Origin of the sequence: Oryzihumus leptocrescens (genome assembly GCF_006716205.1) — a bacterium.
Taxonomy (GTDB): Bacteria; Actinomycetota; Actinomycetes; order Actinomycetales; family Dermatophilaceae; genus Oryzihumus; species Oryzihumus leptocrescens.
On record NZ_VFOQ01000001.1, the window covers coordinates 1,699,583 to 1,725,919 of the forward strand.

Genomic DNA, 26,337 nt, shown 5'->3' on the forward strand with positions numbered 1-26,337 from the left:
TCATGACCGGCCGCAGGTCGCGCTACATCTACGCAGGGGTGGCGGTGGTCCTTGCCCTGGTCCTCGGGCCGGCACCGCTCGCCTGGGCGCACAAGCACCCAACCCCGACCGAACGGGCCGCGCCGGCCGTGGTCTGGGTCGAGGCCCGGGCCCAGGTCGAGGTCGCCCTGATCGAGCACCGGCCGGTCGGCGACCCCTCGGGCGTGCACATCGGGATCATCCAGAGCGTCTGGAACCCGGTGCTCGCGTCGGCCAGCGGCTTTGCCGTCGACCCCTCCGGGGTCGTCGTCACCACCGGCGCGCTCGGTGCGGCCGACATCACCCGGGCCGAGGTCTACGCCGTGAACCAGGCGTTCCTCAAGCAGTACGGCAGCGCGGCTCCGCTCCCGGCTGACCCGTACTCCCGCCACCACATCGGGCCCGCCGGCGACCGCACCGAGGAACGGCTGCAGGCCTGCTACCCCGGCGGGCAGACCAACGACGCCGGTGGCTGCGTGGTCCGGGCCACGTGGGACTTCCGCGTCTACCCCTACGTCACGTCACAGGCGAGGTTCGGGGCGTTCCCGGCCGAGGTCATCGGCAAGCCCACTCCCGACGTGACCGTGGTCCGGGTCCGCGGCGCCACGAGCATGCCGACCGTCGACCTGGGCCGGTCGACGTCGGGGGCGCAGGCGCTGGCCGCGCTCGGCTTCACCGGCGTCCCCAGCCCGGGAAACCCCTTGCTGGCGCTCAACACGCACCTGGCCACCGTCGGTGGCACGGCGTTGAAGACCACCGGGCTCACCGCCGACGACCTGACCGACGCGCTCCGGCTCGGCCGGCTCGTCCCCGCGGGGCTGACCGGCGGGCCGGTGGTGGCCGAGCAGGGACAGGTGATCGGCCTCCTCGTGCCCCCCAGCGGTCCCGCCAGCGCGAACCCGTCCGCGGCCAGCCCCTCGGACATCGCCAGCAGCACCCCGACACCGGCCACGGAGAGCGCGACCACCGCTGCCAGCCCGTCCGCCTCGGCGTCGGCGTCGCCCAGCCCGGGCGGCACGGCGACGCTGCCGCCGGCTGCCACCCCACGCCTGGTCACCGCCGCGGCCATCACGGCGGCGCTGCGGGCCGCGAGCGTCACCCCGCACCGCGGCCCGGTCGACACCTCCTTCGAGCAGGCCATGCACCTGTTCAAGAACCGCGGGTATGCCGGGTCGATCCCCGGGTTCCGTAACGCCCTCGCGCTGTTCCCCGGCCACTACCTCGCCACCCAGAACCTGGCGATCGCCACGAAGCTGCGCGGCAGCTCGGTCAGCCAGCCCCGTCAGCTGCCGGGCCAGGCCGCCGCGGACACCTCGACCTCGGTCTCGCCCTGGCTGGTCGCCGTTCTGGTCCTGCTCGGGCTGGTCCTCCTGGGGCTGGTGGCCTGGGCGGTGCTGCGCCGACGGCGCGCGCCCGGTCCGTCCACCCCGGTGGCGCCCGCTGCGGCCGCACCGCCGGGGACACCTCCGGCGCCGGCGATGGCCACCGCCGGGGTGGCCGGCGCCACGGCTGGCGCTGCGACTGGCGCCGTGCCCGCCGGCGCACGCCCCGGTGGCGCGGCAGCCTCACGACCCCTGGGTGGGCCCGGCGCATCCCGGCCCGCAGCGCAGCCCTCGGGGCCCGTGCCGCCGCCGAGCGCGCCCTCCCCGGGGAGCTCTCCGCCGGCTCAGGCAGGCCCGCGACCGGCACCCGCCGGCGCTGCCGTGGGCGGCCGTCCTCCCGGGGCCTCGGCCGTGCGGCCCGGGGGATCCGGCCCGGTGCCGTCCCCGTCGGGTCCCGGCCCGGTGCGCACCCCGGCCTCCGGACCCGCCGGCCCACCCTCGTCCGCCTCCGGGCCGGGACGCCCGCCCGCCTCGGCACCCGCCACCCCGGGCGGCGGCGCCCGGACGCGCAACTTCTGCACCACCTGCGGCGGCCGGCTCACCCCGGGCGACCGGTTCTGCGGCTGGTGCGGCCAGCCCGTGGCGTGACAGGGGAGTCGAGATGACCGAGCAGACCACCGGGTCGGTGATCGCCGGCTACCGGATCGAGTCGGTCATCGGTCGCGGCGGGATGGCGACGGTGTACCGAGCGGAGGACACCCGCCTCGGGCGCAAGGTCGCCCTCAAGCTGCTCTCCACCGCGCTCGCCGCCAACGAGCAGTTCCGCCAGCGTTTCATCCGCGAGTCCAGGCTGGCGGCCTCGCTGGACCACCCCAACATCGTGCCGATCTACGAGGCCGGCGACGCCGACGGCGTGCTCTTCATCGCCATGCGCTACGTCGTGGGCAGCGACCTGAAGGACCTGCTGGCGCGCGACGGGGCGCTGGACCCCGAGCGCGCGGTCCGCCTGTTCACCCAGATCGGCGACGCCCTCGACGCGGCGCACGAGCTCGGCCTGGTCCACCGGGACGTCAAGCCGGGCAACATCCTCATCACGCACACCCACGAGCACGGTGACCACGTGACCGCCGAGCACGTCTACCTGACCGACTTCGGCCTGACCAAGCGGACGTCCTCGCTGTCCGGTGGCCTGACCGGCACCGGCCACTTCCTCGGGACGGTGGACTACGTCGCCCCCGAGCAGATCCAGGGCAAGCCGGTCGGGCCGGCCGCCGACATGTATGCCCTCGGGTGCCTGCTCTACGAGTGCCTCACCGGTCGCGTGCCCTTCCGTCGCGACGACGACGCCGCCGTGCTGTGGGCGCACCTGATCGAGCCGCCGCCGCCCCCGTCGGTCCTGCGTCCGGAGCTGCCGACCGGGGTCAACGCGGTGGTCGCCCGGGCCATGGCCAAGTTCCCCGAGGAGCGGTTCGCCTCCTGCCACGAGATGGTCCGCGCGCTCGCCGACGCGGTGCGCGAGCCCGGGGCGGACAGCGAGGGGGCAGCCGGGGCGTTCGGGTCGGCGGCCGGGGCCCAGCAGACGCGCTGGTCCGGGGAGCGTGCGGTCCCTGGCGTGCCGGCGGACGTGCAGGCCGGTGCGCCAGCAGGTCCCGCCGCGGCGCCGGACGTGGACGAGGCGCTCGGGCAGGTCGGTGACCAGGCGGCCGCACCCGTCGAGGAATGGGCGCAGGCCGGTCCGGGTGGGGACTGGGCGGAGGCCGCCTGGGCCGAGGAGGTGCAGGCTCCCGACGCGGACGCCGCGGCGGCGGAGCAGTGGGGCTGGGACGGGGAGGGGACCAGCTGGCCCCTGGAGGAGGAGCTGGTCGCCGGCGAGGTCGTGGGCGCCGAGGCGCCCGGGGCCGAGGGGCCGGCCGTCGGACCCGCCGCGGCAGCCACGCCGCAGGCCGCAGGTCAGGCGCCGCCCGCGAGCCGGACCCGCCGCTGGCTGCTCCCGGTGGTCGCCGGGCTCGTCGTGCTCCTGGCCGTGCTGGGCTTCCTGCTGGTCCGCCTCACCGGCTCCGGCGGGCAGGACCTCACACGGACCTACCGTCCCGGCAACAGCACGGTCCCCCTGACGATGCGCTACCCCGACGCCTGGTCGGTGCGGGAGAGCCCGGGCACCTCCGCCGTCGTCGCAGCCCGACCGGACGTGGCCGGACCGGTCTTCTTCGGGGAGGGCACCGACGGCGGCTGGGGCGCCATGGGGCGGCTGGTCGGGAGCAGCCCGGGCGAGGCGGTGGGCGCCTACCTGACCTCGGGCTTCACCGCGGTCGACCCGGCCTCCCCGACGTTCGGCGACACCGTCATCCAGAGCCTCCCGCCGGGCACCCAGCTGCTGCCCGGTCGGCGCACCGTGACCGTCGGCGGGGTCCCGGCGGTCGAGCTCGCCGGGGTGGCCGCGTCACCGGCGGGCGGGGCCAGCCTGAACCTGCTGGTCGACGTGGTGCAGACCCCGCAGGGTGACCAGGTCCTGCTGGCCTTCTTCGCGCCGCAGGGGGAGATGAACGCCCAGCGCGCCCTCTTCGACCGGGTGCGCGCCTCGGTGCGGCTCGGCTGACCGGCCGGCCACCCGGCATACCGGTCAGCTGCCGAGCGCCGCGTCCGCGGCGGCGAGGCAGGCGTGCACCTCCTGCATCACGGCATCGACCTCGCCCACCCGCGGGCTGTGCAGCCGGTTGGGCCGGCGCGCCGCGATCTTGAGCAGCAGCGCGGCCTCGTAGACGTGCGCCCTGGCGAGGACACCGGTGCGGGAGGCGGGCGACCAGCCGTGCCCGGCCAGCGCCGCGTCGTAGGCGCGGGTGAAGGTCGCCGCGGCGTGCTCGAACCACTCCCGGGTGCCGGCGCGGTGGTACCAGAGGCCCGGCGGGCGCAGGTAGGCGAGGAAGTAGCCGACGTCCAGCGCCGGGTCGGCCAGGCAGAACTGGTCGAAGTCGACGAGCTTGACCGCGCCGTCGCGCACCAGCAGCTGGCTGGGCTTGTAGCTGCCGTGCGCCGGCACCAGCGTGTCCGGGGACGCCGCGAGCAGGTGGGTGGTCAGGGTGTCCGCCGCGACGGCCACCGTGCCCGCCAGGGCAGGCACGTATGCCGTGAGGACGCTCGCGCGCTTGGCCGCCCGGGCCGCTTCGTCGGCCCCGGTGCGGGTCGGGGTGTCGGGCGCCGCGGCCGTGCCCGTGTGCAGGTCGGCCAGCGCCCGGGCCGCGGCGACCACGGCGTCCTCCGCGTGAGGGTCAGCGGGGCGGATGACGGCGGTGCCGGGCACCGTCGGAGGGGTGTCACGCGGGCCGCCCAGGTCCTCGCTCAGGGCGAGCGGGAGGGGCTCGACGACTCCGAGGGAGTCCGGGCTCCAGCGCGGTGACTGCGGCGACGCGGCGAGGCGGTCCAGCAGGGCGGCGGCCTCGCGGGCCTGGGCCACGTCGCGGTAGACCTTGCCGACCACGCTGCGGGTGACGTGCTCGACCCGCTGCGAGGCGGGGTCGGTCGCGCCGAGGTGCAGCCGGTAGCGGATCACGCACCGGTCGCCGGGCTTGTAGCGCAGCGGCGTGGCCTCCACGTCCTCCAGCCGCCAGGGCTCCCCGGCCGGCAGGGTGTGCCGCACGGCCTGCTCGAGGGCGGTCCGCAGCGCCGGGGTCTGCATCGGGGTCATCGAGGCGGCGAGGGCGGGCAGGCCGACGTCGTGCGGGAACGACTGCAGCGTCAGCCCGCGCCCGGCCACCTCGAGCATGCCCGGCCACTGCCCCAGCCAGGCCGAGGGCTGGGGTGCCTCCCCGGCCGTGGCCAGCGCCTGCTCCTCGACGGTGAGCGTGAACAGGTGCCTCGGGTCCGAGGGCTGGCCGTAGACGGCGACCATGCCGCGTCCGGGCTTGCGCCGCAGGTAGGACAGGTGCAGCGCGCCCTGGTGGTCGTCGTGGGCGTCGAGGACACCGGCCAAGGTCGAGGTGACGCCCTCCGGGGTCAGCCAGGTCGTGCTCATGACGCCACCGCCCGCTGCCGCCAGGCCTGCTCGACGAAGCCGGCCAGGTGCGCCGCGGCGTCCGAGGCGCCGCGGAAGCCGGGGAAGGCGTTGACGTCGATCACCACGGGGCGTCCTTCGCTGAGCACGATGTCGGCGCCGAACAGGTCCAGGCCGATCGCGTGCCCGGCCCGGAGGGCGATGTCGACCAGGCCCTCGGGCAGGCAGGCGGGGTCGAGCTCGACGTCGGCGTCCTTGCGGCGCACCTCCAGGGCCGCGGGACGGCGGGCGACGGACACGTGCCCGCCGACCACCCAGAACTTGAGGTCGAAGCCGTCGTTGGGCAGGAACCGCTGGGCGATGACCGGCTCCCGGCCCCACTCCGGCAGCAGCTCGGCCAGCTCGTGCCGGCCCACCACGAGGCGGACCAGGTCCCCGCGACGGCTGGTGCGGCTCTTGACGACCAGCGGCCACGGCAGCGGTGCGGCGCCGGGCCGGTAGGCCTCGCGGGCCAGGTCGGCCAGCGACGCGAACGCCAGCGTCCGCGGAGTCGGCACCCCGGCGGCCTCCAGCAGCTCGGCGGACAGCTGCCGGTCCAGGGCGGTGTCGGTGGCGGTGGGAGTGTTCACCACGACCGCCCCGGCCCGCTCGGCGTGGTGGGCCCAGCTGCGGGCCTCGGCGGTGCGCGACTTGAGCAGGACCATGTCCCCATCCCTACGCCCGGACGGCTCCGGGCGGAACCCCCACGGGGACAACGACCTCGGGTCCAGGACGGACACTGCGTGGCGCTCGCGCAGCAGGTCCAGCGCGGTGTCCAGCACGGGGTTGGACGACGGCTCGGCGATCAGGGTGATGTTCATGCGGATGCCTCCAGGGCGGGCAGGACGTGCAGGGTGCGGGTCTCGGCGGTGACGCGACGGGCGACGGCCTGGCGGGCCAGGCGCAGCACCGTGCGGGCGAGGCGCTCGGCGGCGTGCGGGACGTTGCCGAAGCTCGGGAAGTCGTTGACGTCCAGGACCATCCAGCCCTGCGGGGTGTCGATGACGTCGATGCCGTAGATGTCCAGGCCGAACGCGCGGCCGACGGCCAGGGCCAGGGCCTTGAGCTCGGGGCTGGTGGGGATGAGCTCCTCGACGACGGGCGCGCCGGGGTGCAGCGGGGAGCGCTTGACCGTGGCGAAGACGTCGTCGCCCGTGTTGTAGAGCTTGACGTCGTAGCCGGGGTTGGGCAGGTACGGCTGGGCCAGCAGGTAGCCGGAGTCGTCGATGTCCAGCGCGGCGAGGTCCTCGGGCCGGTCCACCCGCAGCACCTGCTCGCAGGAGCTGCCGTTGTTGGGCTTGACCACCAGCGGGTAGGCCTCGCGCGGCAGGCCCTCGAGCAGCGCGCTGCGGGCGGCGAACCAGGTGCGCGGGAACGGCAGCCCGGCGGCCCGGACCCGGCTGGCCGCGACGGCCTTGTCGCGGGCCAGGCGGATGGCGCGGGCGTCGTTGACCGTGGCGGCACCGGTGGCCGCGGCCGCCTCGAGGATGCTCAGCCCGGGGCCGCCGGAGACGGTCTTGAGGACGTAGGCGTCGTAGCGGGGGCCGTTGAACGGGTCGAGGTCGTCGACGTCGGTCGCCCCGCCCAGGGGTCGCAGCACGTCGACCTCGTGGCCCCAGCCGGTGAGCACGTCGGCCACCGCACCGGGCATGACGTCGTTCTCGTACCTGCCCTCGACGATGAAGCACACGCGGGTCGGGGCCGACTTCGTCGACGCCGAGATGGTGCGCATCGCCCGCGACGAGTGCCGCTGGTCCTGGTGCCGCTGGAGGTGTGACATCTGCTGCTGCTCCGCTCCGGTCGACCCGGTGTCGACCTGAGCACCACTCTCGGCTCGCGGGGCAGGGCCGGGTAGCGACCCCAGGGCTGGTCGCCGCGCCCGTCAGGTGTGGGTGGGGACCACCCTGGGTGGGTATGCCGTGCCGGTCAGTGCACGTGCCCGCCCGCCGCCGGGGCGAGCTGGTCCAGCGCGTCCGCGAGCTCGGCCGCGGTGCGGTAGCGCGCGGCCGGGTCGGGCTGCAGGGCCCGCAGCACCACGGCCCGTTCGGCCGCCCCGAGGTCGGGGTCCGGCTCGGGGGTGCTGCGCAGGTACATCCGCACCGCGACCATGGGGTCGGCGGACATCATCGAGGGGAAGAGCCCGGTGCCCGTCAGCGCCAGGTGCAGGGTCACTCCGAGCGCCCAGATGTCGCTGGCGCGCCCGGCCGCGGCGCCGCGCACCACGGCCGGGTCGGTGAGCTCGAGCGTGGTCGAGCCGCCGAGCGGGTGGGTCCCGGTGGTGGTGATCCCGGGCTGGAGGAGGTGGGCGACGCCGGGCTCGGCGAGGACAGCACCGGTCCCGGCCAGGAGGACGTTGGCCGGCTTGATGGCGCGGTGGACGATCCCCGCCTCGTGCAGCCGGTGGGCGGCGCGGGCGGCCCGGGAGACGGCCTCCAGCCGGGCCTGCCGGTTCAACGGGTGGGCCGGGTGCTCCAGGGACCCCATCGGGTGGTGGGCCAGCACGTAGTAGACCCGGGTCCCCACGAGCCCGGCCTCGTGCAACGCGACCAGGTCCTCACCGTCGACGGCGGCGAAGCACTGGAGCTCGGCGGCGACCGCCTCGAAGGCCTCCTCGGCGGCGGTGGCGTCGAGCACCTTGACGGCGACCCACTCGTCGCCGGGCCCGAGCCGTTCCGGCCGGCGCGCGAGGTAGACCCGGCCCTGCGGGCCGCGGCCGACCTCGCGTAGGAAGCCGTAGTCGGCGATCCCGTCCACCCGGCTCAGCGTCCCGGGCCGGCAGGGTGACGGTCGTACATCAGCTGCCGCTTGCCCAGCCGCAGCCGGTCACCGGCCGCCAGCGGTGTCGGCTCCTGCACCGGCTCCCAGGGGCCGGCCGAGCCGGTCCGGCTGAGGTACGTGCCGTTGGCGGACCCGGTGTCGACCACGGTGACGTCCCACCCGTCGAGGTGCACCCGGGCGTGGACGCGGGAGACGCTGTGCCCCTCGTCGCGCAGCTGCAGCGGCTGCGCCCGCCCGGACCGGACCTCCTCGGACCCGCCCGGCTCGCGCCCCACGACGACGTCGGAGGTGAGCAGGAAGACCGAGCCGTCGTCGGTGACGAGCACGCCCAGGGGTGGTCGCGTCGCCCGGACGGGGCTGGCCTCCGGGTCGAGGTCGGACCCGCAGAGGGAGCAGGCGCTGGCCCGGGGGTCGTTGAGGTGGCCCTGCGGGCACGGCAGGCCCTCGACCACGACGTCCCGGTCCACCGTCGGTGCCTCGGCGCGGTCGGCTGCCGCCCCGGCGACCGGCAGGGGTGCGCGGGCGGGCGTCGCCGAGGGACCGAGCGCGACGTTGCGGACGCGGGTGACGGGGCGCATCACCGTGAACTGTGCGGCGACGGGTTCACGTCGGCCGGCTCCGTCTCCGACCGGCTCGGTAATCGGCTCCTCGGTGACTGGCTTCTCGGTGACTGGCTTCTCGGTGACTGGCTTGTCGGTGACTGGCTCGTCGGTGACTGGCTCCTCGGGGGCCGCCTTCTCCCGGGACACGACCGGGCCGGGCCGGCCGGCTGCCACGCCGGCCGTCGGCGCGAGCACGGTGGCGCCGGCGCCGGGCACCGTGCCACCGGCCAGGTCCAGCGGCAGCACCGGCGCCTCGGCCACGGCGCCGGGCTCCGCGGCCCCACCGAGCACGATCGCGGTGAAGCCGGGTTCGACCCGGTGCTCCACCCACGCCAGCGAGTCCCGCCCGCTGACCCGCTGCTCGTGCTCCCCGCGGACGAGCGCGTCGGTGTCCCCGGAGGCGAGCAGCACCGGTCCGGCCTCGGTGTCCAGCAGCAGCACGAAGGCAGGCACCGCGTCGGGGTCCTCGACGGCCCCCAGCAGCGCCGCGACCCGGCGGGCCCGACGCCGGCCGGTGGGGTCGGACTCCACCGCGCAGGCGGCGAGCAGGTCGGTGGCGACGTCGACCTGCCCGCCGTCGACCGTCGGCATCACGAGCAGCGCGTCGCCGCTGCGGTGCACGACGCCGGAGCCGGGGTGCACCACGACCCTCGACCCCTCGCCCAGGGCACGGGGCGCGGTGCCGCTCATCGTCGCTCCGGCGCCAGGGCGCGGTCCAGGTTGACCGCGGCGCTGATGAGGGCCAGGTGGGTGAACGCCTGCGGGACGTTGCCCAGGGCCTCGCCGGACGGGCCGATCTCCTCGGCGTACAGGCCGAGGTGGTTGGCGTAGGTGAGCATCTTCTCGAAGGTCTGGCGCGCCTGCTCCAGCCGGCCGGCGCGGGTGAGCGCCTCGACGTACCAGAAGGAGCAGAGGTTGAACGTGCCCTCGCCCTCCTCGAAGCCGTCGCTGCCGTCGGTGCGGTAGCGCTGGACGAGGCTGTCGGTGACCAGCTCGTGCTCGATCCGGTCCAGCGTGGCCAGGAAGCGGGGGTCCTGCGGTCCGGTGAACTTCACCAGCGGCATCACCAGCGCACCGGCGTCCAGGGTGGTGCTGCCCGGGTACTGCACATAGGCCTGCAGGCTCGGGCTCCACGCCTGCTCCTGCACCTGCAGGTACGCCCGGTCGGCGGCGTCGCGCCACCGGGCCAGCGGGGCGGGCAGCCCGCGTTGGCGCGCGATGCGCTCGGCCCGCTCGAAGGCCACCCACGTCATCAGGGTGGAGTAGGTGAACCGACGCATCGGCCCGCGGACCTCCCACACGCCGCAGTCCGGCTCGTCCCAGTGCTTCTCCAGCCAGTCCAGCTGCCGGCACAGGGCCACCCACAGGGTGTAGGAGATGGGCTGGCCGTGCTTGTTGAACAGGTAGACCGAGTCCATCAGCTCGCCGTGGATGTCGAGCTGGCGCTGGTCGGCCGCCCCGTTGCCGATCCGCACCGGGCGCGACCCGCGGTAGCCGGCGAGGTGTCCCAGCTCCTGCTCCGGTGGTGAGGGCTCACCGTCGACGGCGTAGAGCACCTGCAGGCTCTCCCCGGGCGGGGCGTCGAGGCAGCGGGCCTCCAGCCAGGTCGTGAACGCCGCCGCCTCCTCGGTGAACCCCAGCGCCATCAGGCCGTAGACGGTGAACGCGGCATCCCGCACCCAGGTGTAGCGGTAGTCCCAGTTGCGGGTGCCGCCGAGCGCCTCGGGCAGCGAGGTCGTCGCCGCCGCGACCAGCGCGCCCGTCGGCTGGTGCACCAGCAGCTTGAGCGTCAGCGCCGAGCGCTCGACCATCTCGCGGTAGCGCCCCCGGTAGCGCGACTGGCGGATCCAGCCCTGCCAGAACGCGGTCGTGGTCTCCAGCAGGGCCTCGACCTCGACCAGGTCCAGCGGCCGAGGGGACCCCTGCCGGGACAGGGACAGCGCGATCGTCTCGCCCTCGTGCAGGACCGGGCGGGCCACCGCGGCCGCCCCGTCGGCCTGCAGCGGGACCGTCGAGCGCAGCACCAGGCGGCCGGCCGCCGAGGAGAAGAACGCCCCGGACCCCTCGACCACGTCGACCTCGCCGTGCACCCGGCCGTAGTCGAAGGCCGGCTCGCACCGGATGTCGACCTCGACCCGGCCGCGGACCGCGCGCACCTTGCGGACCAGCTGGTGGGCGCTGCGGTGGTCGGCGGAGCCGTGGGCGTGGGGGACCATGAAGTCCACCACCTCGAGCACGGCGTGCTCCCCGAGGAACCGGGTGAGCAGCACGTTGGAGTCGGGCAGGTACATCTGCTTGGTCCGCGTGGCGCCCACGGCCCGCACCGTGAACCGGCCGCCGCGCTCGCCGTCGAGCAGCGCGGCGAAGACCGAGGGGGAGTCGAAGCGGGGTAGGCACAGCCAGTCGATGTCGCCGTCGGTGGAGACCAGGGCCGCCGTGTGCAGGTCCCCGATGACGCCGTGGTCCTCGATCGCGGCCTGTCCGGTATGCCGTGTGCCCGCCACCGCGTGCCTCCCTACAGCTCGCGCCGGGAGACCAGGCCCAGGGAGATGGCCCGCTCGACGAGCTTGGCCCGCTTCTGGTTCTGCGGCAGGTCCTCGATGTGGAACTTCTGGAACAGCGTGCGCAGGTGGGTCTTCACCGCGTCGACGCTCAGGTAGAGCTCGCTGGCGATCTGCTGGTTGGACGCGGGGGTGGCGAAGCCGGAGGAGTCCCGGTAGGGGCGGCACAGGGCGGTGAGCACCTGGCGCTGGGTGGGTGAGAGCGATCCGACGGTGACCATGCCGTCGGCGACCTTGGTCTCCTGCGAGCGGCCCCGCTGGCCGGAGCGGTAGGTGAAGGACGTGCCGCCGAGCACGAAGGTGTCACCGTCGCGCAGGCGCTTGCGCCCGGTCAGGCGCTCGCCGTTGAGGTAGGTCCCGTTGCGGGACAGGCCGTCGTCGACCAGCGTCCAGTCGCGCCCGACCGGCTCGAGCTGGGCGTGCACCCGGGAGACGGCCTCGTCCCAGCCGAGCTGGACGTCGCAGCCGGCGCCGCGGCCGAGCGTCATCGTGCGCCCGGGCTGGAGCGTGACGAACTGCCGCTCCCCGCCGCCGTCGGGATAGGTGAGGAACGGCCCTTCGGTCCAGCCGACACCGACCCGGGGCGGCGCGGGAGCCGGGCCCTGACCAGCTGCTGGGTCGTCCATGGCCGCTCCGTGCGTGCGCTCGTCTGTCCAGTCTACGACCCGGCCAGGGGCTCCCCGGGCGATTTCGGGACCCACCCCAAGGGGGTGCTCGGCCGACACCTTGCGCGGGCCGGCCAACACCTGCGGTGCCTGCCCCGGGCCGGGGCGGTCCGGGCACCGTCGTCGGTGTCAGCAGCACCAGGACTCGACGGAGGGAACGCCGCGATGACACCGATCACCGCCACCACGGGCGCCGGACCCGCCACGGCCGTGTCCTCCCGGCCGGCCCACCTGCAGGGAGCCGTGGCGCCCCGCGTCCTGGCCCACCGCGGGCTGGCCGGCCTGCGCCGTCCGGAGAACTCCGCGGCAGCGGTGGCCGCCGCGCTCACGCTCGGCGCCGACGGCGTCGAGGTCGACGTGCGCCTCACCGCCGACGGCGTCCTGGTGTGCAGCCACGACCCGCACCTGACCGCAGCCGACGGGCGACAGGTCGACATCGCCGGTGCCCCGGCGGCGGCGCTGCTGGCCCTGGACCTGGGGGCCGGGCACCACGCGGCGACCCTCGCCGACGTGCTCGCCGTGGCCGGTGCCCACCGTCGTCAGGTCGTCGTCGAGGCCAAGGCGGTGGACCTGCCCGGCTACGCCGACCGGCTGGCCCGCGAGCTGGCACGGGTCCTCGGCCCGGCGCCCGAGCGGGTGACCGTCTCCTCCTTCGACGGCGACCTGCTCGCCGCCCTGGCGCCGGTCCTGCACCCGCGCCGGGTGCCCACCGCCCTGCTCGGCCGGCCGGGCACCGCCCTGACCAGCCTGCTGCGCCAGGCCGTCGACGCCGGCCACGACGAGGTGCACCCCGCCCTGTCCGCGCTCCTCGACGCACCGGCCGCCGTGGCCACCGCGCGCCGGCTCGGCGTCGCGGTCACCCCGTGGACGGTCAACCGCCGCAGCGACCTGCGCCAGGTCGCGGCCCTCGGCGTCGCCGCCCTCATCACCGACCACCCGGCGCGGGCCCGCGAGGCCCTCGGCCGGGTCCCGGCGGCTGCCGGCACCCGTGCCGGCTGAGCCACGGCCCGGCCGTGCCCGCCACCCCGAACCACACCAGGTGACCACCCGGGTCACCGGCAGGAAAGGAAACACACCGATGAACGTCATCACCCGTCACCGCCCCGCCGTCCTCGGCATCGTCCTGGCCGGAGCCCTCGCGGGCGCCGCCGTCGCCCTGGGCAGCGCGACCTCGGCCGCACCGGTCGAGACCACCACTATGGCGGCACCCGCCCAGGGCGCCGCGGGCGGTCACGCCCACCCGGCGCGGTCGCACCCCGTCACCCTCGACCAGGCACGTCAGGTGGCCCTGTCCTCCGTGCCCGGCCACGTCGTCCTGACCTCGCGCACGGCGACCGGCTCCGGCACCGTCTACGCGGTCACCATCGCCCGCACCGACGGCAGCGCCGTCGAGGTGGACGTCAACCCCGCCACCGGCATGGTCGTCGCGACCCGGACCGACTCCGACGAGCAACCCGCCGAGCGCGCCGGCAACCACCCTGAGGACAGGGAGACCGCGACCCCGGCAGCCACGAGCACCCCCACGGTGCCCGAGGACGTCCAGCGGCAGCAGGACCGCATCGCGCGCCACAGCGGCCCGCAGTTCCGCGAGTGAGCCCAGGCACCGGCGGGCACCGCCCCCGCGGCATGCCCGCCAGGTCGCCGAGACCCACATCTCCCGGAGCGGGAGGTGTGGGTCTCGTCGACCTCGGCGCGGGGAAGCGCGGGCTCAGCCGGTGGAGAGCAGCACGCTGCAGCCGCCGTCGGGGCTCGTGCCGATGACGAGCTCCTCGCACATCTGGCGGGCGGCCCACAGGCCCACCGACCCACCGCGGTCGGGGTACCCGAAGCCGGACATCGTGTCGGGCAGACCCGGTCCACGGTCGGTCACCAGGGCGGTCAGGCGGGCCTGGCCGACCCACATCTCGAGCGTGACGGGCGGGGCCCCGTGCCGGAACGCGTTGGCCAGCACCTCGTGCGCGGCGCTGACGAAGTCGCCACGCGCCTCGGAGGGCAGCCCCGAGGACCTGGCCTCGCGGGCGACCAGGCTCCGGGCCAGGTGCAGCTCACGCAGGTCACGCAGGACGAGGTCCGCGGTCGGCGCCGTGCCCGGGACCCCGGGGGTGAACGCCAGCGGGTTGGCCAGGAAGTCTCCCGGCGTCTCGTAGTCGGGGTTCTCCTGCCGCAGCGGACCGACGCCCTGGTGCGGGTGGGCCGCCCGGGCGGCCTCGACGACGTGCCCAGGGAGGCTGCGCGCGTCATACGTGCACAGCGCATGGAAGGCAAAGCTCCCGAGCGCCACGTTGACCATGGACTCGTACCGCGACCAGGCGGCCTGGGCGGCACGGCCCTGCGCCAGCGGCACCGTGCCGGTCACCCACACCTGCGTCGGCTCGGGCGCCAGGGCGAGCTGGCGCTGGTAGGCGAACAGCGTCGTGGTGGGGGACTGGTAGAGGTCCTCGTCGTAGCCCCAGGTCAGCCGGGGGTGCGGCCGCAGCGCGTCCTGCAGCAGTGGCACCCGCTCGCGGCTGCTGTGCACGAGCACCTGGCCCCCGGAGTCCAGACCCTCGGCGACGAAGTCCTGGGTGGCCCGCACCAGCTCCTCGTCGGTGTCGTGGACCAGCAGGTCGTGGCTGTAGCTGTCCCGGTCTATGCCGAGTGGCTGGGTCATCGAGGCTCCAGGATGGTTCCGGGTGCACGGTCGAGGCCGAGCAGCAGCAGCAGCCGCTCGACCGCAGGGTTGGGGCCGAGCAGCCGGAGCCGGCCGCCGGCCTCCCGGTGCTCGCTGGTGCCGATCAGGAGGGCGCGGGCGCCGCAGACGTCCAGGAACCCGAGGTCGGTCAGGTCGACGACGAGGTCCCGGGTGGACTCGGTGGTGGTGGCGGCGCGCAGGGCGAACCGGAGCACCTCGTGGTTGGAGACGTCGACGTCCCCGGCGAGGGACAGCCCGTCAGGGGTGGTCCGGCACCGCAGCTGGGCCTCCACGATGCCGTCGGCGTGCATGCCGCACAGGGCGTGCAGCATCATCGGCGCGAGGTCCGCCTCGTACTGGCACAACGCCGAGACCGGTCGGGTGTGGCAGAGCCCGTTCATGGCCCGCTCGAGGTCGGCGTGCTCCTGCCCGTCGACCAGGGGCTCCGCCGCCTCCGCCCGAGCGGTCACCCGCACACCGGGGAACCCGTCGCGCAACGCGCCCTCGACCAGGTCGAGCTGGCCCTGCAGGGAGTAGAGGTCCCGGTCGGCGGCCAGCACCTGGAGCTGGCCGCAGGCGAGGAAGGCCGCAGGGTCGGTGCCATGTTGCCGCAGCACGGTCGTCGCCGAGTCCGGGTATGCCGCGCCCGCCGGTTCGATGAGCACGACCCGCTCGCCACGGTCCAGGCCGTGTCGGGCCCACGCGGCCAGGGCCGCAGACCGGTCGCGCTCGGTGCGGTGCAGGAGAAGGAGGTGCCCGTCCCAGCCGGGGGACGTCCACCGGGGCGGCTCCACCCCAGCAGGCTACGCCGGCCGGGGACGCAGGGCGAGACTCCTCAGGGGGTGGGCTACTGGCCCCTCTGCCTGCGACGATGTCCGGGTGGCGCAGACCTTCGCCCGTGCGGCGAACCCGGAGCTGGAGCCCCGGACACCGACACCGGTGCGACGCCTGGACCTCCTCGTCGCCGTGGGCACGGCCGCCTTCGCGGGCCTGGCCTACGTCGTGGCGCTGTTCAGCCGTGCGCTGCCGCCCCCGGGCCTGGCGTTCGCCTTCGTCGTGGCCGCGCCGTTGTGCTCGGCCTTCGCCATGGTCATCCTCCTGCGCCGCTCACGGGCGCAGCACGACCCCGCTCTCGGCTGGGTGGCCACCGGACTGGGTGTGGGGTTGCTGGCGATGGCTCTGCAGGCCCTGGCGTTCCCGGTCGTCATGCCGTCCGGGGGCCCGCTGACCACGAGCACCCCGAGCGCCAGCGCGCTCTACCTGACGTACCACCTCACCTTCGCCGCGGGTGCGCTGCTGGGGATCCTGCGGGCCCCTCCCCGGTGGCAGCCCGTGGTGGCCGGAGCCGGTCTGACCCTCGCTCTCGTGTTCGCCCTCGACCTCGTGCCGTTCCCGGTGCTCACGCGACCCGACGGCACCTACCTGCCGCTGCTGCGGGTCCTGCTGCTGGTCTCTGCTGCCCTCGTGGCCGTCGCGGCGGTGCTGTGGGTGCTTCGCGTCGGCCGCGCACCGGAGGCCCTGCGTGGCTGGGTGGGGGTGGCGCTGTCGCTGTCGGTCTACGACCTCGTCCTCAACGCCGTCGGGGGGCAGCGGTTCGCACCCGTGTGGTGGGCCAGCCTGTCCCTGCGGTTCGCGACCTACGCCGTCCTCGCCGCCGGCGCCGTCTGGAACGTGCTGGCGCAGCTGCGGGACATCGAGACCTACAGCGACAGCGAGCTGGTCCGCCGGGAGGGTCAGCTGCGCCGCTCGCTGCGCCTGACCCACCAGCTCCTGTCGTGCGCGCAGGACCTGGCCAGGGCGGTCACCCCCGCCGAGGTGGGCCGGGTGCTGGCCGAGGACGCCGTCAGCGCCTCCGGCGCCGCGAACGCCGCCGTCCTCGTCGCGAGCCGGGCAGGCGGGCTGCGCGTGCTGGGCGGCACGGGGTCGACGCGCCCGCGCGACGGCGTCGACGACGCGACGTGGGTGCCGTCCGGTCCGGCCATGCTGGCGATGGAACACGGGCGGCCCGTCCTCCTGGGCACCCGCAGCGAGGTCGAGGACTCCTTCCCCGCCCTGACCCGGGAGCTGGGACAGCAGACCTCCTCGGTGGCTGCCCTGCCGATCCGCGAACGCGACGAGCCGATCGGGGTGCTGCTGCTCTGGGGCCCCGAGCCGCACGAGTGGCCCCGCCAGCAGACCGACCTGCTGGCCGGCCTGGCCGCCCAGGGTGGGCAGGCGATCGCCCGGGCGCTGGCCTACGAGGCGCAGGCCAGCGCCGCCCGCACCCTGCAGGAGTCCCTGTTGCCCACCCGGCTCCCGGTGCGGCAGGACCTCACCCTGGCGGCGCGCTACGTCCCGGGCGAGAGCGGGCTGCAGGTCGGTGGCGACTGGTACGACTGCGTCGAGGTCTGCGACGGGCTGGTCGCCCTCGTCGTCGGGGACGTCATGGGCAAGGGGCTGCGAGCCGCGGCGCTGATGGGCCAGATGCGCACGACGTTGCGTTCGGTCACGGCCGTGGACCCGTCCCCGGCGGTGGTCCTGCAGGCCCTCGACCGGGTGACCCTCGACCTCGACCCGGACGAGATCGCAACCATGGCCTACGTGCTGCTCGACCTCGGCACCGGCGTGGCCCGCATCGCGCGCGCCGGGCACCTGCCGCCGCTGCTGGTCGACCCCGACGGCCGGGTCACCGCGCTCGAGGGTGGCGGGTCGCCCCCGCTCGGCGTGCCCGTCGAGGGCCGGGGTGAGGCCGAGGTCCGCGTGCCGGTCGGCAGCCTGCTCGTCCTCTACACCGACGGGGTGGTCGAGAGCCGCAAGCACGGCCTGGACACCCTCTCCGACTTCGTCGCCAGCGTGGGCGTGGCCGCCCTGAGCCACGGCCACGCCCCCGAGCCCATCGCCGAGGAGCTGCTCCAGGCGCGGCTGGGCAAGGAGAGCGACGACCTGTCGCTGCTGCTGGCCCGGTATGCCGTGCCGGTGCCGACCGCGCCTGCCTCGCCGAACGGCTCGCGAGACGCCCCGCCGGCCGGTTCGTCGGCCGCGCCGCTGGCCGGTGCGGCCGAGGAGGAGTGACCGCCTCCAGCCGCCCGGGCAGCCGGGGTCAGCATGTGTGCCGGGTGTCAGGCTCCCGTGCGCAGCCGTCGGCGGCCGTCGCGGAAGAAGGCCAGGGCGTCGTCGCTGGTGGTCACCCGTGCGCGGGTCCTGTAGGCCCCGAACGGCGCGTTCCAGTACTCGTCCTGCCCCGGCGGGCCGGCGAACGGTCCGACGTAGACGTACGGCTCGGCGATGCCGGCGTCGCCCGGGGAGACACCGTAGTTGACCTCGCCCGCGGTCATCCCGAGGTCGAAGTGCTCCGGGAAGAGGCTCGGCTCGCTGGGGTGCTCGTAGGCGAGCTCGGCCACGAGTGCCTCCAGGGCCTGCTGCCCGAGGGCGAACCAGTCGGCCAGGGTGTCCGCTGCGGCCGGGTCGACGGTCAGGAGGGCGTCCGGCTCCAGCGGGGTAGCCCAGCCGTGCGTCGTGGGGAAGCCGGCCGCGATGCCGACGAGGTCGGCGGCGGCCCGCACGGTCGTGAGCGGGGCGCGGTGCACGCCGTCGGCGTCGGTGACGGTGAGGTCGGTGTGGTCGACGGCGATCACGCGCCCGTCGTCCAGCGGAGGGGTGCAGAAGCCGCCGGGGCTCGTGCGCAGGGTGAAGTGGCCGGTCTCTCGCTTGCGGGCAGCCGCGAGGACGTGCTCGGCGACCTGGTGGAGCGACTCGCGGGTGCGGACCAGTGACTCGAGGGAAGGGGTCTGGGTCATGTTCCCTCGTCTCCCCGGGCGGCCTGGCGTTGCACCGGCCCGGCGGTCAGGGGCTGTAGGGCACCCGCTCCCAGCTGAGCACGCCGGCCGCGCCCGGCTGGTTGACCGTGACCCGCAGCCAGTCGGTGTTGTTGCTCGACCCGTCGACGGTGACCCGCTGGAGGTTGTCGGCACTGCCGCGCACCCCATACGTTGCCAGCCACGGGGACCCTGCGGCCAGCGGCCGGTCGGTGTGGAAGACGTGGCTGTCGCCGTTGAACAGGTAGACCGGGCCGGCGAAACGTGACGCCTCGTCCGTGAGCGCCTGCACCAGCGGCTGGAAGGCCGAGATGTCCGTCCAAGCGGGCGTGTAGGTGGGGTCGAACATGTCGGCCTGCTGCAACACCACGACGGCCCGGTCGTGGCGCTGGCGGGCCTGTGCGAAGGCCTCGCGGACGACCGCGATGCCGTCGGCCATCCGGGCCTGCTCCTCGGCAACCTGGTCCCGGGTCGCCGTGCTCTGGCCCAGGCCGGTCCACGGCTGCAGGTCGTCGTTGCTGCCGACGACGTGCACCACGGCGAAGTCGACGTCGTCCCGGCGCAGCCGGACGTTCTCGGGGAACCCGGCCGCGGCCGAGGAGGTGACGCGCGCCGGGTGCCGGCCCAGCGTCGTACCGGGGTGGTCGAAGAAGACCTGACGGTCCAGGGCGAGGCGGCCCAGCGGCGCGTAGCCGCCGTTGTTCTCGCGGTGGCAGTCGGTCCACTCGTTGTCCCCGGGGGTGTAGACGAGGGGGTTCTCGAAGCGGTCGAAGTCGGCCCGGATCATCCGGTAGTACGGCTCGTCGCAACGGGTCGAGCCGTTCTTGATGTCGCCGACGTGGAAGGTCAGGGCCGGGTCGGCGGCGTTGATCTGGTCGACCCAGCGGGGGAACGCCGCGACCTGGTCCGCGCCGTAGGGGACGTCCCCGATGACGGCGAACGAGCGTTCCCGGTCCCGGCCGGGCGCCGGGGTCGCGGCGAAGGACGGAGCGGCAGCGGCGAGGGTGCCGGTCAGGGCCAGTGCGGTCAGGGCGATCAGGCGGCGGGTGGGCATGGCACTCCTCGTCGTCGGCAGGTGCACCAGACCCTGCCGCCTCCGCTGCCGACGCGGGTGAACGCCCGGCGTCGCCGGGCGTAAACCTGCGTGTCAGGAGGAGCGGGACAGGTCCGCCAGGGCGGCGTGCGTGCCGCGGGGACCCGGGCGGGCGTGGGCTGGGCGGACGTGGGACGGCCGCTGCCGCGGACCGCTGGCCGCGGCGAGGACCCCGGCGTTGGGCAGGGAGAAGCGTCCCTCGTCGGTGAGCAGCTCGGTGTAGGTCAGCCCCACGCCGACCACCTCGCCGGTGTACTCGCCCCCGAGCGCACCCGAGCGCAGCACCACCCACTGGCCGACGTCGAAGGGCCGGGAGGTCAGGAGCACCAGGCCGGCGAAGAGGTTGGCCAGGGCCTGCTGGGCGGCGATGCCGATGACCACGCCGGTGATGGCGCCGGAGAGGAGCAGCTTCTCGATCGGCACCTGCAGCAGGCTCAGCGTGGCCGAGGCGACGATGACGTAGCCGGCCATCGTCAGGCCGAGGCGCAGGTTGGACGCGGTGCCCGGTCCGGCACGCAGGGTGGCTACGCGCGCCACCTCGTTGGCGCCGCTGCGCACGGCCACGGCCGCGACGACGGCGAACAGCGTGGCCCCGCCGAAGGCCAGCAGCTTGGCGCCGAGCTGGGGCGAGTGCGGGCTGCTGAACGTGGCGAGGACGGCGAAGCCGACGACCGCCACGGCGGCAGCGGCGCCGGCGCGGCGCAGGTCCGGGCGGGAGGAGACGGTCAGGGGGTGGGTCGGAAGGTGCACAGCGGCATACCTCCAAGCACGGCTGGGGATCGCTGGTCACGGGCCGCAGGGGGCGGCGACGCGACGCGGTTCCGGCCCCTGGCCCGGCCCTCGACGTTACACACCGGGCCCGTCCCCCTGCAGGGACGGGCCCGGTGCGGGTCGGACGGCTCAGGTGAGGGCGCGGGCCTTGGCCTGCTGGAACTCCGCCTCGCTGATCACGCCGCGGTCGCGCAGGTCGGCCAGACGGCTGATCTCCTCGGCGGTGCTGCCGTTGTGCGCCGGTGCGGCGGTGGGCTGGTAGCCCCGCGAGCGGGCCGCGGACTCCTGGGCATGCGCCTGCATCTTGTGCCCGCGGGCGATGAGGTAGACGAAGACGCCGAGGTAGGGCAGGACGATGACGAAGATCGTCCACAGGGCCTTGCCCCAGCCGGAGAGGTCGTCGCTGCGGAAGATGTCACCGAAGATGACGATCAGCAGCCAGATCCAGATGAAGAACATGAAGAACCAGAACATGGACCAGAACACTTGCCCGGTCCCCCATTCGGCTGCGGCGTGAAGCATCGTTCCTCCCTCTCCGGCTCCGTCCCGGGGCGGGTGCCCTGGGCCCGGACGCTTGTGACCCCCTCACGGCGAGCGTAGGGCGGCCGTGCAGATCTGCCGGAGTGCCAAAGGTCCCCGGGCAGGGCGGGCGCGACGCAGGTATGCCGTGCCTCACCTCAGGGCGGCCAGCAGCACCGCGAGCACCCCCGAGACGAACACCCCGTCGAAGGTGCCGCCCCCGCCGATCGAGACCCGCGAGGCAGGCATCCGCCGCACCGCCGCGAGGTTGGTCAGGTCGGCCCCGACGAGCGTGCCCAGGGTGCCGCCGACGTAGGCCAGCACCGGCGCGTCGGCGCGGCCGGCGACCGCCAGCGCGGCAGCAGCAGCGGTGAGCGCCGGCAGGATCATCGGCACCACGATGCCCACCCGGCGCACTGGCGTGGCGTAGCGGTGCACCACCAGCGCCACGAGCGCCACGACGAACAGCCCAGCCCACCACAGGCCCGTGCGCACCAACAGGTACACCGAGACCGCGCTGGGGATGATCGCCCCGCCGACGTTGACCGCGACCGTGATGCGCCGGGGCCGGTCCAGCCACAGGGTCCAGACCATGCCGCCCCGCACGACCTCGACCCGCCCGGGCCCGGCGTCCTCCGGTTCGGCCACGAGGGAGAGCACGGGCACGTTGACGGCGCTGCCCAGCAGGCTCCCGGCGAGCACCGCGATGGCCCAGGCCGGGCTCAGGCCGACGACCGAGAACGCCACGTTGGTCGCGTGCACCACCACCGCGGCCACCGCCAGGCCGAGGACCAGGGCCAGCACCGTGGTCCGGGGTGCGCGTGGTCCGCGACGGGCCGGCGGGACGCGCCCGCCGAGCCCACCGACTCCGCCGGCCCCGACGCTCACCGGCGGACGACGGGCTCCGTGCGGGGGACGTCGGCCGGTCTCGGCGTGGGGGCCCGGTCGCCGCGCTGGAGGATGAGGTTGGCCACCAGGGCGGTCCACCCGGTCTGGTGCCCGGCGCCCAGGCCCGCCCCGGTGTCCCCGTGGAAGTACTCGTAGAAGGGGATGAGGTCGTGCCAGGCGGGGTCGGTCTGGAACAGCTCGCAGTCGCCGAAGACCGGCCGCCGGCCCCGGGCGTCGTCGCAGAAGACGGAGACCAGGCGGCGGCTGAGGTCGTCGGCGACCTCACCCAGCCGGCACTGGCGTCCCGACCCGGTGGGGTGCTCGACGGTGAGCCGCGCGCCGTACTCCTGCTCGTAGGTGCGCAGCGCCTGGACGGCCAGGTAGTTCAGCGGGAACCACACCGGCCCGCGCCAGTTGGAGTTGCCGCCGAACATCACGGTGTGCGACTCGCCGGGCTCGTAGTCGACGGAGAAGTCGCTGCCGCGCAGCTGCACGTGCAGCGGGTGGTCACGGTGCCACGCCGACATGGAGCGCAGGCCGTGCGGCGAGAGGAACTGCTCCTCGTCGAGCACCGTGCCCAGCACCCGCACGAGGCGGTCCGGCCGGATGAGGGACAGCACGTGCCGGCGCTCGTCGGTCTCGACCACCTCGACCAGCTCGGGGGCGTGCTCGCGCGCCCACGTGAGGACGAGGCGGCGCAGCTGGGCCAGACGCCGCTCGCCGACCACGGCCACGGCGAACAGCGGAACCACCCCGACCATCGAGCGCACCTTCAGCTCGAGCACCCGGCCGTCGTCGGTGCGCAGCCGGTCGTAGTAGAACCCGTCCTCCTCGTCCCACAGTCCTTGCTGGTTGGCGGTGACGGTGATCGTGATCGCGTGGCGGGCGAACTTGATCGCCATGTCCTCATACGTCGGGTCGTGCTCGGCGAGCACCATCGCCATGCGGAACATGTCCAGGGCGTACATCACCATCCACGCGGTGCTGTCGGCCTGCTCCAGGTGCACGCCCGACGGCATCGGCGCCGAGCGGTCGAACAGGCCGATGTTGTCCAGCCCGAGGAAGCCGCCCTCGAAGAGGTTGTTGCCGTCCGGGTCCTTGCGGTTGAGCCACCACGTGAAGTTGGCGATGAGCTTGTGGAAGATGCGCTCGAGGAAGTCGGTGTCGGTGCCGCCGTCGATGCGGAACACCTCCAGCGCGGCCCAGGCGTGCACCGGCGGGTTGACGTCGCCGAAGGCCCACTCGTACGCCGGGAGCTGGCCGTTGGGGTGCATGTAGCGCTCGGTGGTCATCAGCAGCAGCTGGTCCTTGGCGAAGCCCGGGTCGACGTGCGCCAGGACCGCCGTGTGGAAGGCCAGGTCCCACGCGGCGTACCACGGGTACTCCCACGTGTCCGGCATCGAGATCACGTCGGCGTTCGCGACGTGCTTCCACCTGCTGTTGCGCCCCTGCTGGCGTTGCGGCGGTGGCGGGGGGCCGGCCGGGTCCCCGTCGAGCCACTGCCGCACGTCGTAGGCGTAGTACTGCTTGCTCCACAGCAGTCCGGCCAGCGCCTGGCGCAGCACCAGGGCCTCGTCCGCGGACGTCCCGGCCGGGGTCAGCGCCCGGTAGTACTCGTCCGCCTCGTCCTCGCGGGCCTGCATCGTCCACGCGAACCCGCCGCCGAGGTCCGGCTCCCCGGACGGACGGGACAGCCGCAGCCGTATCTCGCGCGACCCGCCCGCGGGCACGGTCACCGCGTAGTGCAGCGCGGCCTTGGTGCCTACGCCTTCGGGGTTGACGGTCGCGGCTCCGGACACGACCCGGTCGTTGATCCCGTCCTTGGGCCAGGGCGTGGTGTTGGCGACGCCGTACAGCCGCTCGAAGTTGGTCTCGTTCTCGCACACCAGCACCTCGGGGGAGCCGTCGCCGGCGAGGACGAGTGGGCCGCTGTCGTGGTGGACGGCCACCAGCCGGTGGTCCTCCGCCCGGATCTCGGGCCGGTAGGGGTCCCGCCCCCAGGACCAGGTGTTGCGGAACCACAGGGTCGGCAGCACGTGCAGCGTCGCCTCCTCGGGGCCGTGGTTGCGCACGGTCACGCGCAGGCACAGGTCGGTCGGCGCGGCCTTGGCGTAGTCCACCGTCACCGCCCAGAAGCGGCCCTCGTCGAAGACACCGGTGTCGACCAGCTCGTACTCCGGGTCGTCCTTGCCGCGGCTGCGGTTCTGCTGCACCAGGTCGGTGTAGGGGAACTCCCGCTGGGGGTAGTGGCACCGCCACCGCATCCACGAGTGCGTGGGGGTGGAGTCGAGGTACCACCAGTACTCCTTGGCGTCCTCGCCGTGGTTGCCCTCCGGCCCGGCCAGGCCGAAGACCCGCTCCTTGAGGATGGGGTCGACCCCGTTCCACAGGGCCAGCGCCAGGCACCACGTCTGGCCGCGGTCGCAGACGCCGGCGAGGCCGTCCTCGTTCCAGCGGTAGGCCTTGGAGCGTGCCGCGTCGTGGGGCAGGAAGTCCCACGCCTCACCGGTGGCGCTGTAGTCCTCCCGGACCGTGCCCCAGGCCCGTTCGCTGAGGTAGGGCCCCCAGGCGGCCCAGGCCTGGTCGCCCTCGTCGTGGGCGGCGGCCAACCGGGCGTGCTCGGCGGTCACCGGGTGCTGCTGCTCGGCCATGGTGCTCTCCTTCGTCACGCCTCGGGGGTCATCCGCCAGGCGCGGAGGGCCTCGGCCACCGACCACGCCTGGAAGGGGCAGCCGGTGCCGCCGTGCGGGGCGTCGCCGTCGCCGGTCTCCGAGACCGAGCCGAGCCCCCACTCAGCGAGGTGGCGCACCAGCCCGCCGAGCGGGTCGCCGACCGGGGCCCCGGTGCGCCGGGCCGCCTCGACGTACGGTCCGAGCAGCCACGGCCAGACGGTGCCCTGGTGGTAGGCGCTGTCCCGTTCGGCGGGACCGCCACGGTGGCGCCCCCGGTAGTCCGGTGCGCCCCGGGCCAGGCTGCGCAGGCCGAGCGGCGTGATCAGCGGCGCCGCGGCACGCACCACCGCGGGGTCGCGCAGCGGGGCGTCGGGCAGGGAGAGCGCGAGCAGCATGTTGGGGCGCAGCGACGCGTCGTCCCCGGCGGGCCCGTCGACCACGTCGAACAGGGCGCCACCCTCGCGCGGGAACCGGCGCGCGAACGATGAGCAGGCCTGCCGCGCCAGCGCATCGACGTCGTCGGAGGGGCGCCGCGCCAGGCGACGCAGGCGCCCGGCCACGGCCAGGGCGCGCACCCACAGGGCGTTGAGCTCCACCGCCTTGCCGGCCCGCTGGGTCACCGGTCGCCCGTCCACCCGGGCGTCCATCCACGTCAAGGCGTAGCCGTCCTCGCCCTGGCGCAGCAACCCGTCCGCGGCGTCGACCCCGATGCCGTAGCGCGTCCCGTCCCGGTGCGCCGCCACCACGGCATCGACCACCGGCAGCAGCGCCGCTGCCAGGTCCGCGTCGCCGGTGACCTCGTGGTGGCGCCCGAGGGCATGGACGAACCACAGCGTCGCGTCGGCGGTGTTGTACTCCAGCGTCCCGGTGTCCGCGGTGTTGGCAAGCATGCCCTCCGAGACCGTGCCGGCGTAGTGGCGCAACAGCGCCTCGCCCTGCGTGGCCCACCCGGTCCCCAGGAACAGCCCCTCGTAGGAGGTCATCGTGTCCCGTGACCACGCGCCGAACCACGGGTAGCCGGCGACGACGTCGGGGTGGCCGGAGGCGTCCACGACGAACGCGTCGGCGGCCAGGACGAGCCGGGCGCCCACGCCGTCCCGCACCGCGGCGCTCGCCACAAGCCGGCGTGACCGCTCCCGGGCGCCCAGGACGACCCGCTCCGGGGTCGGGGGTGCGGAGGGCGTGCCGGTGCCAGTGGCCCACGCGTCCACCTGCAGGGCCTGCCCCGGCGCCAGGTCGGCGGCGAAGCGGCCGGCGCACCACAGGTCCTCGTCGGGCCCGAGCCCCCGCGCGGCCTCGGCCCTGGCGTGCACACCGCGGAACCAGCGGCCGTCCGGCTCGAAGCCCGGTCCCCGGACCCGGTACGCCCCCGGGAGCTCGAACCCGTCGGCGACCTGCACCAGGTCCAGCGAGCCGTCGCCGAAACGTTCCCCGTGGCTGTCGCGCCAGGTGCACAGCGGCTCCACGGCGAGACGGACCGGCGGCCCGGCCAGCAGCCGGTGCACGACGGCGACCGAGGCCGCCCCGTGGCGCATCGCCACCTCGCGCTCGAGCACGGTCTCACCGACCCGCCAGCGCCACCGCGGCACGCCGTCGTCGAGGTCGAAGGACTCCAGCAGGACGTGGCCGGCGGGCGAGATGGCCCCGCCGCGCCACTCGTGCACCGCGAGCCGGACCGGTCCGGCAGGCAGGAGGAGCACCGGGTCGAGCGAGGCGAGGGCGAGCATCCGCGCCGGCAGCGCCGTGGCCACCGTGAGCAGCCCGTGGTACCGCCTGGTGCGCAGGCCGCTGGCGGTGCCCATGGCGTACCCGCCGTGGCCGTCGGCGAGCAGCCACTCGCGTTCGGCGCCCTGCCCGAGGTCGGCACAGACCTGTGGGCCGAACGCGATCGGGGCGGGCACCGGGCCGGTCATCCCCCGAGCATCACCGGCCGTACCCCGCCCGGCCTCACCCGGA

General features: G+C 74.9%; 21 protein-coding genes. 5 read left to right on the forward strand and 16 right to left on the reverse strand.

Annotated elements, in window-relative coordinates; translation table 11 throughout:
- Window positions 1–2: 2 nt before the first annotated feature.
- Both FB474_RS08005 and FB474_RS20955 read left to right on the forward strand, forming a co-directional pair.
- Window positions 3–1,988 carry a hypothetical protein gene (locus tag FB474_RS08005; protein WP_141788168.1) on the forward strand — a complete coding sequence of 662 codons (1,986 nt, stop codon included), beginning with the start codon at window positions 3–5 and terminating at the stop codon, window positions 1,986–1,988.
- 13 nt (window positions 1,989–2,001) lie between these two features.
- Window positions 2,002–3,936, forward strand: a complete 1,935-nt coding sequence (locus FB474_RS20955; protein WP_221632483.1) for a serine/threonine-protein kinase — start codon at window positions 2,002–2,004, stop codon at window positions 3,934–3,936.
- Between the two features lie 24 nt (window positions 3,937–3,960).
- On the opposite strand, the gene FB474_RS08015 is transcribed toward FB474_RS20955, so the two are convergent.
- From FB474_RS08015 to FB474_RS08045, 7 genes are all read right to left on the reverse strand, one after another.
- Window positions 3,961–5,349: a phosphotransferase family protein gene (locus FB474_RS08015; protein ID WP_141788169.1), complete on the reverse strand. Its 1,389-nt coding sequence runs from the start codon at window positions 5,347–5,349 to the stop codon at window positions 3,961–3,963.
- The gene (locus FB474_RS08020; RefSeq protein ID WP_141788170.1) at window positions 5,346–6,188 is read right to left on the reverse strand and encodes an ATP-grasp domain-containing protein; all 843 of its coding nucleotides are present in this window, start codon (window positions 6,186–6,188) and stop codon (window positions 5,346–5,348) included. Before FB474_RS08020 ends, FB474_RS08015 begins: the two co-directional genes overlap by 4 nt.
- Window positions 6,185–7,147, reverse strand: coding sequence for an ATP-grasp domain-containing protein (locus tag FB474_RS08025; RefSeq protein WP_141788171.1), 963 nt, complete (start codon window positions 7,145–7,147; stop codon window positions 6,185–6,187). The genes FB474_RS08020 and FB474_RS08025 overlap by 4 nt, the downstream gene beginning before the upstream one ends.
- Before the next feature lie 146 nt (window positions 7,148–7,293).
- A complete protein-coding gene (locus tag FB474_RS08030; protein ID WP_185746094.1) occupies window positions 7,294–8,121 on the reverse strand; it encodes a protein kinase domain-containing protein in 828 nt (275 codons plus the stop codon).
- A 5-nt stretch (window positions 8,122–8,126) separates the two neighbouring features.
- Window positions 8,127–9,437 (reverse strand): FHA domain-containing protein, encoded by a 1,311-nt coding sequence (locus FB474_RS08035; RefSeq protein WP_141788173.1) that lies wholly within the window; start codon window positions 9,435–9,437, stop codon window positions 8,127–8,129.
- Window positions 9,434–11,251, reverse strand: a complete 1,818-nt coding sequence (locus FB474_RS08040) for a glycoside hydrolase family 15 protein (protein ID WP_141788174.1) — start codon at window positions 11,249–11,251, stop codon at window positions 9,434–9,436. The genes FB474_RS08035 and FB474_RS08040 overlap by 4 nt, the downstream gene beginning before the upstream one ends.
- A gap of 11 nt (window positions 11,252–11,262) precedes the next feature.
- Window positions 11,263–11,934 carry an FHA domain-containing protein gene (locus tag FB474_RS08045; RefSeq protein ID WP_141788175.1) on the reverse strand — a complete coding sequence of 224 codons (672 nt, stop codon included), beginning with the start codon at window positions 11,932–11,934 and terminating at the stop codon, window positions 11,263–11,265.
- 204 nt (window positions 11,935–12,138) lie between these two features.
- Here FB474_RS08045 and FB474_RS08050 point away from each other — a divergent pair, with 204 nt between their 5' ends.
- Together FB474_RS08050 and FB474_RS08055 are read left to right on the forward strand one after the other, a co-directional pair.
- On the forward strand, window positions 12,139–12,972 hold the full coding sequence (locus tag FB474_RS08050; protein WP_141788176.1) for a glycerophosphodiester phosphodiesterase: 834 nt from the start codon (window positions 12,139–12,141) through the stop codon (window positions 12,970–12,972).
- 79 nt (window positions 12,973–13,051) lie between these two features.
- Complete coding sequence (locus FB474_RS08055) at window positions 13,052–13,567, forward strand: PepSY domain-containing protein (RefSeq protein ID WP_141788177.1); 516 nt, start codon at window positions 13,052–13,054, stop codon at window positions 13,565–13,567.
- Between the two features lie 114 nt (window positions 13,568–13,681).
- Here the strand turns inward: FB474_RS08055 and FB474_RS08060 are convergent, their stop codons facing one another.
- Together FB474_RS08060 and FB474_RS08065 are read right to left on the reverse strand one after the other, a co-directional pair.
- Window positions 13,682–14,623 (reverse strand): sensor histidine kinase, encoded by a 942-nt coding sequence (locus FB474_RS08060; RefSeq protein ID WP_141788178.1) that lies wholly within the window; start codon window positions 14,621–14,623, stop codon window positions 13,682–13,684.
- The gene (locus tag FB474_RS08065; RefSeq protein WP_141788179.1) at window positions 14,620–15,438 is read right to left on the reverse strand and encodes an MEDS domain-containing protein; all 819 of its coding nucleotides are present in this window, start codon (window positions 15,436–15,438) and stop codon (window positions 14,620–14,622) included. Before FB474_RS08065 ends, FB474_RS08060 begins: the two co-directional genes overlap by 4 nt.
- Before the next feature lie 85 nt (window positions 15,439–15,523).
- Between FB474_RS08065 and FB474_RS08070 the strand changes: the two genes are divergently transcribed.
- The gene (locus FB474_RS08070) at window positions 15,524–17,695 is read left to right on the forward strand and encodes a PP2C family protein-serine/threonine phosphatase (protein ID WP_141788180.1); all 2,172 of its coding nucleotides are present in this window, start codon (window positions 15,524–15,526) and stop codon (window positions 17,693–17,695) included.
- Between the two features lie 47 nt (window positions 17,696–17,742).
- Here the strand turns inward: FB474_RS08070 and FB474_RS08075 are convergent, their stop codons facing one another.
- The 7 genes from FB474_RS08075 to FB474_RS08105 all read right to left on the reverse strand — a co-directional run bounded on the left by FB474_RS08075 (window position 17,743) and on the right by FB474_RS08105 (window position 26,294).
- Complete coding sequence (locus FB474_RS08075) at window positions 17,743–18,420, reverse strand: hypothetical protein (protein ID WP_141788181.1); 678 nt, start codon at window positions 18,418–18,420, stop codon at window positions 17,743–17,745.
- Between the two features lie 46 nt (window positions 18,421–18,466).
- Entirely contained in the window at window positions 18,467–19,492 is a 1,026-nt protein-coding gene (locus FB474_RS08080; protein ID WP_141788182.1) for a hypothetical protein, read from the reverse strand.
- Window positions 19,493–19,585: 93 nt separating this feature from the next.
- Window positions 19,586–20,281 carry a mechanosensitive ion channel family protein gene (locus tag FB474_RS08085; protein WP_141788183.1) on the reverse strand — a complete coding sequence of 232 codons (696 nt, stop codon included), beginning with the start codon at window positions 20,279–20,281 and terminating at the stop codon, window positions 19,586–19,588.
- A 150-nt stretch (window positions 20,282–20,431) separates the two neighbouring features.
- On the reverse strand, window positions 20,432–20,824 hold the full coding sequence (locus tag FB474_RS08090; protein WP_141788184.1) for an SHOCT domain-containing protein: 393 nt from the start codon (window positions 20,822–20,824) through the stop codon (window positions 20,432–20,434).
- A 150-nt stretch (window positions 20,825–20,974) separates the two neighbouring features.
- Complete coding sequence (locus tag FB474_RS08095; protein WP_185746095.1) at window positions 20,975–21,709, reverse strand: DUF1614 domain-containing protein; 735 nt, start codon at window positions 21,707–21,709, stop codon at window positions 20,975–20,977.
- Window positions 21,706–24,360, reverse strand: coding sequence for an MGH1-like glycoside hydrolase domain-containing protein (locus FB474_RS08100; protein ID WP_141788186.1), 2,655 nt, complete (start codon window positions 24,358–24,360; stop codon window positions 21,706–21,708). Before FB474_RS08100 ends, FB474_RS08095 begins: the two co-directional genes overlap by 4 nt.
- Window positions 24,361–24,374: 14 nt before the next feature.
- Entirely contained in the window at window positions 24,375–26,294 is a 1,920-nt protein-coding gene (locus FB474_RS08105) for an amylo-alpha-1,6-glucosidase (RefSeq protein ID WP_141788187.1), read from the reverse strand.
- Window positions 26,295–26,337: the final 43 nt, after the last annotated feature.